Source organism: Streptococcus sp. 79, from assembly GCF_013277425.1.
GTDB lineage: Bacteria > Bacillota > Bacilli > Lactobacillales > Streptococcaceae > Streptococcus > Streptococcus pseudopneumoniae.
This window is the reverse complement of the sequence record NZ_VMMW01000028.1, coordinates 1-8,946: the sequence shown is the minus strand read 5'-3', so window position 1 is coordinate 8,946 and position 8,946 is coordinate 1. Positions and strand designations below refer to the sequence as shown.

Annotated in this window: 8 protein-coding genes and 1 pseudogene; 8 read left to right on the top strand and 1 reads right to left on the bottom strand. The window is 41.4% G+C overall.

Annotated elements, in window-relative coordinates; genetic code table 11:
- The 8 genes and pseudogenes from HT729_RS05785 to HT729_RS05750 form a co-directional block, all read left to right on the top strand.
- Positions 1-1,291, top strand: a 1,291-nt coding sequence (locus HT729_RS05785) for an Ig-like domain-containing protein (protein ID WP_172931779.1), incomplete at its 5' end; no start/stop codon positions are given.
- Positions 1,292-1,627: 336 nt separating this feature from the next.
- Entirely contained in the window at positions 1,628-1,978 is a 351-nt protein-coding gene (gene tnpB, locus HT729_RS05780; RefSeq protein WP_023937629.1) for an IS66 family insertion sequence element accessory protein TnpB, read from the top strand.
- Positions 1,972-2,046 (top strand): annotated as a pseudogene (locus HT729_RS05775) (transposase); the annotation flags it as partial. The gene tnpB and the pseudogene HT729_RS05775, both read left to right, overlap by 7 nt.
- A gap of 234 nt (positions 2,047-2,280) precedes the next feature.
- Positions 2,281-3,558: an ABC transporter permease gene (locus tag HT729_RS05770; protein WP_172924898.1), complete on the top strand. Its 1,278-nt coding sequence runs from the start codon at positions 2,281-2,283 to the stop codon at positions 3,556-3,558.
- A gap of 12 nt (positions 3,559-3,570) precedes the next feature.
- Positions 3,571-4,218 (top strand): ABC transporter ATP-binding subunit Vex2, encoded by a 648-nt coding sequence (gene vex2, locus HT729_RS05765; RefSeq protein ID WP_172924900.1) that lies wholly within the window; start codon positions 3,571-3,573, stop codon positions 4,216-4,218.
- 55 nt (positions 4,219-4,273) lie between these two features.
- Entirely contained in the window at positions 4,274-5,653 is a 1,380-nt protein-coding gene (gene vex3, locus HT729_RS05760) for an ABC transporter permease subunit Vex3 (RefSeq protein ID WP_138702377.1), read from the top strand.
- 297 nt (positions 5,654-5,950) lie between these two features.
- Positions 5,951-7,831 carry a CAP domain-containing protein gene (locus HT729_RS05755; protein ID WP_172931778.1) on the top strand — a complete coding sequence of 627 codons (1,881 nt, stop codon included), beginning with the start codon at positions 5,951-5,953 and terminating at the stop codon, positions 7,829-7,831.
- On the top strand, positions 7,794-8,555 hold the full coding sequence (locus HT729_RS05750; protein WP_023936607.1) for a hypothetical protein: 762 nt from the start codon (positions 7,794-7,796) through the stop codon (positions 8,553-8,555). The genes HT729_RS05755 and HT729_RS05750 overlap by 38 nt, the downstream gene beginning before the upstream one ends.
- A gap of 100 nt (positions 8,556-8,655) precedes the next feature.
- Here HT729_RS05750 and HT729_RS05745 read toward each other — a convergent pair whose 3' ends face one another.
- On the bottom strand, positions 8,656-8,826 hold the full coding sequence (locus HT729_RS05745) for a hypothetical protein (RefSeq protein WP_172931777.1): 171 nt from the start codon (positions 8,824-8,826) through the stop codon (positions 8,656-8,658).
- Between the last annotated feature and the right edge of the window lie 120 nt (positions 8,827-8,946).

Sequence of the window (8,946 nt, the reverse complement as noted above, 5' to 3'; positions counted from 1 at the left end):
AGGTAAAGCAACCATTACACCAACGAAAGAACTTCCAGCAGGTGGCGTAACAGCTAAAGCAACAGACCCATCAGGAAATGTATCAGAAGCAAGTGAACCAAAAGAAGCAACACCAGCTAAAGATACCACAGCGCCAGCTAAACCAGAAGTTAAGACAGACTTGACAGGTAAAGCCGGCACTAAAGATCCAGTTGAAGTAACAGCAGAACCAGGATCTAAGGTTGAGTTGTTCGACAAAGACGGCAACAAGATTGGTGAAGGTACAGCTAACGACGAAGGTAAAGCAACCATTACACCAACGAAAGAACTTCCAGCAGGTGGCGTAACAGCTAAAGCAACAGACCCATCAGGAAATGTATCAGAAGCAAGTGAACCAAAAGAAGCAACACCAGCTAAAGATACCACAGCCCCAGCTAAACCAGTAGATCCATCAACTAAGGATACAGATGGCGATGGCTTGACTGATAAGGAAGAAGTAGAAAAAGGAACAGACCCTACTAAAGCCGATACAGACGGCGATGGCTTGACTGATAAGGAAGAAGTAGAAAAAGGAACAGACCCTACTAAAGCCGATACAGATGGCGATGGCTTGACTGATAAGGAAGAAGTAGATAAGGGAACAAATCCGAAAGATCCAAACTCGAAACCAGAATCTAAACCAGTAGGTGCATCAACTAAGGATTCAGATAGTGTTAAAGATCCATCAGTAACATCGGTTAAAGATCCAAGCAACTTGACTGATGCAGAAAGAGCTAAGGTAGCCGAAGAAGTTAAGAAATCTAACCCAACTGCAACAGATGTTAAAGTAGGTAAAGATGGAACAATAACTGTAACCTTCCCAGATGGCTCAACAGCAGTAATTCCAGCAGCTAAAGCAGTTGAGAAAGCTAAAGATGCAGATAGTGTTAAGGATCCGTCAGCAACACCAGTTAAAGATCCAAGCAACTTGACTGACGCAGAAAAAGCTAAGGTAGCCGAAGAAGTTAAGAAATCTAACCCAACTGCGAAAGATATTAAGGTAAACAAAGACGGATCAGTAGTTGTAACCTTTGAAGATGGTACTACATCTGTTATTCCAGCAGATAAGACAGTCAAGAAATCAGATAGTTCAGTAGCAGTTAATCCAGCTACCAACCAAGATTCACCTGCTCAAGCACCAGCTGAGAAAGCAGGAGCGAAAGAATTGCCAAATACTGGTACAGAACAATCTAGCGCTTCACTTGCTCTAGCACTTCTTGCAGCAGCAACAGGGGGACTCCTTATCGCGAAAAAACGCAAGAAAGAAGAGTAAGAAATTACTTTGATAAAATAATTCATAGGATAAACATTCTGTAAATTTAACGAAAATAGATTGGAACACTATGTTCTAGTCGCCCCCAAAAGGATAGCATCTCCGAGAGGAGATGTTATCCTTTTTTTACTAGTGAATCAAATGATATAGTGGATTGAATTTATAATAGTACGGTAAGCGCGTCATAACAAGGTATCTATCATTCATGGAGTTCCTCCTGTATACTATTCGTAAAGTAAAACTATTGGAAGATATTTTAATGCCACAACCTATTGTTCCTGTAGAGATTCCACAATCTCGAAATGATAGAAGAGCTTTTGGATAAGGTGTTGCTCTATGACAATTCATCTATCTAGCCTAGGGCAGGTCTATCTCGTGTGTGGGAAAACGGATATGAGGCAAGGCATTGATTCACTGGCTTATCTCATTAAAACCCACTTTGAATTAAATCCCTTTTCAGGTCAAGTCTTTCTCTTTTGTGGTGGGCGTAAAGACCGCTTTAAATCCCTTTACTGGGATGGTCAAGGATTTTGGCTACTATATAAACGCTTTGAGAGCGGCAGACTGACTTGGCCCAGTACAGAAAAGGATATCAAAGCTCTCACGCCTGAACAAGTAGACTGGCTTATGAAGGGCTTTTCTATCACTCCCAAAATAAATTCATCAGAAAGTCGTGATTTCTATTGAAAGACGGGCATCTGGTCCTTTCCAATAATCTAGCTGAACGCGCTATTAAATCATTGGTTATGGGACGGAGTAAAAGAGTCCAGTGGACTCTTTTAGCCTAAGAAAAACGTGGACTGATTTTGTGTTTGGATTATGACCTTGAACGACATGCTTTAAAAGTTAGTTGAACCGCCGTATGCCGAACGGCACGTACGGTGGTGTGAGAGGGACTAGAGATTATCCCCTACTCGATATTTTTTTCGTATTTCATAAACATTTCATATTTGGGTTTTATAATATTCTTACAAATATGGAGGTGACAAATGAATCCAATCCAAAGAGCTTGGGCTTATGTCAGCAGAAAACGACTGAGAAGTTTTATTTTATTTCTGATTTTATTGGTCCTATTGGCTGGAATTTCAGCCTGTTTGACTCTGATGAAGTCCAACAAAACAGTGGAAAGCAATCTTTACAAATCACTCAACACCTCTTTTTCTATTAAGAAGATAGAAAATGGTCAGACTTTCAAGTTGTCGGACTTATCATCCGTGAGCCAGATTAAGGGACTGGAACATGTCTCTCCTGAACTCGAGACGGTCGCAAAACTAAAAGACAAGGAAGCAGTGAGTGGCGAGCAGAGCGTGGAGCGTGATGAATTGTCAGCAGCGGACAAAAACTTGGTCAGCTTAACGGCTCTTGAGGATTCATCCAAGGATGTAACCTTTACTAGCTCGGCTTTCAACCTAAAAGAAGGTCGTCACCTTCAAAAAGGGGATTCAAAGAAAATCATCATCCACGAAGAGTTGGCTAAGAAGAACGGTCTTTCACTTCATGACAAGATTAGCTTGGATGCTGGACAGTCCGAATCTGGCAAAGGGCAAACAGTAGAGTTTGAAATCGTCGGAATCTTCTCTGGTAAAAAACAGGAGAAATTCACAGGTTTGTCTTCCGACTTCAGTGAAAACCAGGTCTTTACAGACTATGAAAGTAGCCAGACACTTTTGGGCAATAGTGAAGCTCAAGTCAGTGCAGCTCGCTTCTATGTAGAAAATCCTAAGGAAATGGACGGACTCATGAAGCAGGTGGAAAACTTGGCCTTGGAAAGTCAAGGCTACCAAGTCGAGAAGGAAAACAAGGCTTTTGAACAAATCAAAGACTCAGTGGAAACCTTCCAAACCTTCCTGACCATCTTCCTTTATGGGATGTTGATAGCAGGAGCAGGAGCCTTAATTCTGGTTTTGTCTCTCTGGTTGAGAGAAAGGGTCTACGAAGTGGGAATTTTACTGGCACTTGGAAAAGGCAAGAGCTCGATCTTCCTACAATTCTGTTTAGAGGTAGTTTTGGTATCTCTTGGAGCTTTGCTTCCAGCATTTGTTGCAGGAAACGCAATAACATCTTACCTACTCCAAACCCTACTAGCAAGTGGAGATCAGGCAGCCCTACAAGACACGCTAGCTAAAGCAAGCAGTCTATCAACCAGCACCCTATCTTTTGCAGAATCCTATGTTTTTCTAGTTCTGCTTAGTTGCTTATCTGTAGCCCTTTGTTTCCTATTCTTATTTAGAAAATCGCCGAAAGAAATTTTATCATCTATTAGTTAAGAAGGAGAAATCATGACTTTATTACAATTACAAGACCTTAACTACCGTTATAAGAACACTGCTGAGGCAGTCCTATATCAGATCAATTATAATTTTGAACCTGGGAAATTTTACAGTATCATTGGTGAGTCAGGAGCGGGGAAATCCACTCTCTTGTCCCTACTTGCTGGTTTAGATAGTCCTGTTGAAGGTTCGATTCTTTTCCAAGGAGAGGATATTCGTAAGAAGGGCTATTCCTACCATCGTGTGCACCATATTTCCCTGGTATTTCAAAATTATAACTTGATAGACTATCTTTCTCCACTGGAAAATATCCGCTTGGTCAACAAAAAGGCAAGCAAGGATACACTGCTTGAGCTTGGTTTAGATGAAAATCAGATCAAGCGGAATGTTCTCCAGTTATCAGGTGGTCAACAGCAACGTGTTGCCATTGCTCGCAGTTTGGTCTCAGAAGCTCCAGTTATTCTAGCTGATGAGCCAACAGGAAATCTGGATCCTAAAACTGCTGGAGATATTGTCGAACTGCTCAAATCACTTGCCCAGAAAACAGGTAAATGTGTCATCGTCGTAACCCACAGCAAAGAAGTGGCACAAGCATCAGATATTACACTTGAGTTGAAAGATAAGAACCTGACTGAAACTCGAAATACTACGAAATAATACGAACTTTTTCTGTTCAAACTATAAAATAGAATAAAATCTAGAAAGGTAACCTATGTTACACAACGCATTTGCCTATGTTACAAGGAAGTTTTTCAAATCGATTGTCATCTTCCTGATTATTCTCCTCATGGCGAGCTTGAGTTTAGTTGGCTTGTCAATCAAGGGAGCTACTGCCAAAGCTTCTCAGGAGACCTTTAAAAATATCACCAACAGCTTCTCCATGCAAATCAATCGTCGCGTCAACCAAGGAACGCCTCGTGGTGCTGGGAATATCAAGGGTGAAGACATCAAAAAAATCACCGAAAACAAGGCCATCGAGTCTTATGTCAAACGTATCAACGCTATCGGAGATTTGACTGGATATGACCTCATTGAAACGCCAGAAACCAAGAAGAATTTCACTGCTGATCGTGCCAAACGTTTTGGAAGTAGCTTGATGATTACAGGTGTCAATGACTCCTCTAAAGAAGACAAGTTTGTCTCTGGTTCTTATAAACTAGTCGAAGGAGAGCACTTAACCAACGACGACAAGGATAAAATCCTCTTGCACAAGGACTTGGCAGCCAAACACGGCTGGAAAGTAGGGGACAAGGTTAAACTGGACTCCAATATCTACGATGCAGACAATGAAAAAGGAGCCAAGGAAACAGTTGAAGTGACAATCAAGGGACTCTTTGATGGTCATAATAAGTCAGCAGTAACCTACTCACAAGAACTTTACGAAAACACAGCTATTACAGACATTCACACTGCTGCAAAACTTTATGGATACACAGAAGACACAGCCATTTATGGGGACGCAACCTTCTTTGTAACAGCAGACAAGAACTTGGATGATGTTATGAAAGAGTTGAATGGCATCAGTGGTATCAACTGGAAGAGCTACACACTCGTCAAGAGCTCCTCTAACTACCCAGCTCTTGAGCAATCTATCTCTGGTATGTACAAGATGGCCAACCTCCTCTTCTGGGGTAGCTTGAGCTTCTCAGTTCTCCTCCTTGCCCTCTTGCTCAGCCTTTGGATCAACGCCCGTCGCAAGGAAGTGGGAATTCTCCTCTCTATCGGCCTCAAGCAGGCAAGTATCTTGGGGCAATTCATAACCGAATCTATCTTGATTGCTATCCCTGCTCTAGTTTCTGCTTACTTCCTAGCTAATTACACTGCCCGTGCAATTGGAAACACTGTCCTTGCCAATGTGACTTCAGGTGTTGCCAAACAGGCTAGTAAGGCGGCTCAAGCCTCTAACCTTGGTGGTGGTGCAGAAGTAGATGGCTTTAGCAAGACCTTGTCGAGCCTAGATATTTCTATTCAGACTTCAGACTTTATCATCGTCTTTGTCCTAGCCTTGGTTCTAGTGGTTCTCGTTATGGCGCTTGCTTCAAGCAATCTCCTTAGAAAACAACCAAAAGAGCTTTTGCTGGATGGTGAATAATACTGATGCTAGACTGAAAAATGAGGCTAGCAACTGAAAGTTTTAAAATGATACATGAAGCAGAAAGCAGTGGTGAAAATCATTGCTTTCAGTTGCTTTCTTTGTACTTTAGTGTTAAATATGATATACTAAAGTTATGGAATTTATTAGAAAGGGGTTTCGCAACTTATATATGGAATTGTGTATAAAAATCTATAGATAAATCTGTAGAAGCCTATCCATATCGCAAACATAGGCTAGTAGACCTAGGCAGGGTCTACCTTGGAAAATATAGAATAGTGAGGAAAAATAAATATTATGAGACAAACAAATGTTAGAGGAAGCTTATCCCTCCGTGGTTTTAGAAAATTAAGAACGGGTGCAATTGTTGCGACAGGTGTGATTCTACTGGGGCTAGGCTTTTTAGCTCCAACTGTATCAGCCAGTGAACAAGATGGTGTTTGGGTAGCCAGAACAGTTGAGGAAGTGAAAGCTGATATTCTAAATATAGACAATTTATCACACTACACAATTAAGTGGGGAGATACATTGAGTGCTATTAGTGGGGCAACAGGGCTATCTGTTGATAGTTTGGTTGAGATAAATCGTATTGCAAATAGAGATTTGATTTTTGCTAATAATAAATTGTATTTTAGCGAAGAGGCTTTTCTAAAAGATGGAAATACAGAAGTAAAAAGACAGCGAGTGTCGATTGATAATTCTGGTAGTCGTCAAAGTTATGAAGTTGAAACAAAAACAGATACTGTAACTGGTGAACAAAGGACTACTGTTAAACAAACGACACCAGTAGCTGTGGAAATCCCAGCGGCGTCAGCAGAGAAAGCTGAAGAGTCAGTATTGCCGGCATCGAAATCAGAAACCTCAGTCTCAGTTGCGCCAAAAGCCGAAACAAGATCAGAAACTTTACATGCTCCATCTGCAGATACTACAATTGAATCAGGGAACTCAACTGAATCAAGTCCAGTAGTAGACAAGGCCCTTTCAAATATAGGGACAACAAATCAACCTGTAGTTTCAAATCCAAGTTCTGAAGCGCCAGCACCGAAAGTGGAAGAGCCAATGGTATCAGAACCAAAATCGGAAGCACCAGCGACCCCAGCACCAAAAGTGGAAGAACCAGTGTCACCGGCGCCAAAAGCGGAAGAACCAGCAACACTGGCACCAGAAGTAGAAGAGCCAGCGACCCCAGCACCGAAAGCGGATGAGCCAACGGTATCAGAACCAAAATCAGAAGCACCAGCGACCCCAGCGCCGCAAGCGGAAGAACCAGAGTCACCAGCGCCAAAAGCAGAAGAGCCAATGGTATCAGAACCAAAATCAGAAGCACCAGCAGCGCCAGCGCCAAAAGCAGAAGAGCCAATGGTATCAGAACCAAGAGCAGAAGCACCAGCAGCGCCAGCGCCAAAATCAGAAGCACCAGCGTCTCCAGCACCAAAATCAGAAGCACCGGTAGCTACAAGACCAACCACGGAAGATCCAGTAACACCGAAAGGGGAAGCACCGGCTGTACCACAAAAGGAGGTGCAGACTGTATTTAAATCGGAAGTGAGTCAAGCATCTGCTGGCAATGTTTTGGTGGGAATCAAAGGAGAATTTTTAACACCAGATCAACAAGCTATCTTAGATTCTCTTAATAAGATTCGTAAAGAGGCTTTTGAGGAGAAATTAGTAGATAAGTATGTTCCGATTAAGTGGTCAACACAACTGGAAAAAACGGCTCTTATGAGAGCTGCTGAGTCTTCTATTACGAATGCCCATGCTCGTCTCTCTGACAAAAATATTTGGACAGCTTTTCCGACTGGTACTAGAACATTTGGAGAAAACTTGGCGTGGAATTATAAAGGATTTGCAGAGGCGATTAAGCAATGGTACTCAGAAAAAGCCGATTATATTAAAAAATCAAAGGGTGAGACAGTTGCAGGTCAAACTGGTCATTATAAATCATTGATAAATCCTCTATATACTTATACAGGTCTTGGTGCATTTAATAACCCTCGTCATGAACATCACTGGATTACTGTTGCACAAATTTTAGGAGATAAGGTCGACTCGGAGGCTTTAGTTGGACAGTATGGGCCAGCAATTCAAGAAGCAGAGGTGACAGAATCTCAACTTTCCTTATTTAAAACAAAAGCTGATATTGTCGAAAACACATCTGATAGAAGAGACAAACAGTAAAGATGTTAATTCACAGGAAGCGTCTTCAGAAACAAGAGATGTAACATCGCACGGTAACGGAGCAACAGAGGAAGCAAAGACTGTAGAATCTACGGAAAGCACAGAGAAAAGCCAAGTAGAACCAGCTGAAAACACATCAGCTACGGATATGGCAGAAACAGGAAAAACATCTGTAGCTCCATCATCAGACTCAGAAAAAGTATTGACCACCACAGAAGAAACTGGAGAAGCGACTTCGTCTGATTCTAACTTAGTAAATTCACAAGAAAATAATTCTGAGACACAAGATGGAACAACAAATGCCACATCAGAAGAATCGTCAGAGTCAAAAGAAGCATCAGTTACCTCTGAAAGTGAGTCAACAGACACACAACCATCTGTAGAAGTAGGAACAGAAGAAACACTAGCTCCAAAAGACGCAGGAACAACAGTAGAAGCTGAAGAAGTTGTAACATCAGCTCCTCAAAAGGTCAAAGTCAATGTTTTTTATAACTTTGATAAAATGAAAGATATTGCAGGTTTTCTAGGAGATATCAATGGAACTCCTCTTGAAATCGCGGAAGGTTCAACAGATGATGAAGTAAAAGTAGCAGTCAAGAACCAAGTTGATGCCAAGAAAGAGGAATTACGTAAACGTGGTTATACTGTTAAAGAAGACTATCTCTATAAAAATAATGGGAAAGATTATAATTACGTTGTAACATTTTCAAAAGCAGCTAAATAATTTTCATTCCACAGAGAGTGAAATGCAAGCAGAGAGAGCGATAGGCTCTCTTTGTTTTATCGAGTGGTCAGTTGCTTACAGACAAAAGGCCAGTAAGAGATTATAATAGAAAATAGAGTAGGTATTTATACTCTTCGAAAATCTCTTCAAACCACGTCAGCGTCGCCTTACCGCATGTATGGTTACTGACTTCGTCAGTTTCATCTACAACCTCAAAACCATGTTTTGAGCAGCCTGCGGCTAGCTTCCTAGTTTGCTCTTTGATTTTCATTGAGTAGCAATCCTGTCTTTCACGGCAGTATTTTTTTTTTATCAAAAAGCAAGTCACTTGACCTGCCTCCGCTTTACTCTTCTTGTGCTAATGCTTTAAAATCTTTGTCTAAGATGGGTT

What these genes read in the sequence shown, in the direction of transcription:
- HT729_RS05770 (WP_172924898.1), top strand. Translation starts at nt 2,281, where the DNA reads ATGAATCCAATCCAAAGAGCTTGGGCTTATGTCAGCAGAAAACGACTG.
- vex2 (WP_172924900.1), top strand. Translation starts at nt 3,571, where the DNA reads ATGACTTTATTACAATTACAAGACCTTAACTACCGTTATAAGAACACT.
- vex3 (WP_138702377.1), top strand. Translation starts at nt 4,274, where the DNA reads ATGTTACACAACGCATTTGCCTATGTTACAAGGAAGTTTTTCAAATCG.
- HT729_RS05745 (WP_172931777.1), bottom strand. Translation starts at nt 8,826, where the DNA reads ATGAAAATCAAAGAGCAAACTAGGAAGCTAGCCGCAGGCTGCTCAAAA.
- HT729_RS05755 (WP_172931778.1), top strand. Translation starts at nt 5,951, where the DNA reads ATGAGACAAACAAATGTTAGAGGAAGCTTATCCCTCCGTGGTTTTAGA.
- tnpB (WP_023937629.1), top strand. Translation starts at nt 1,628, where the DNA reads ATGACAATTCATCTATCTAGCCTAGGGCAGGTCTATCTCGTGTGTGGG.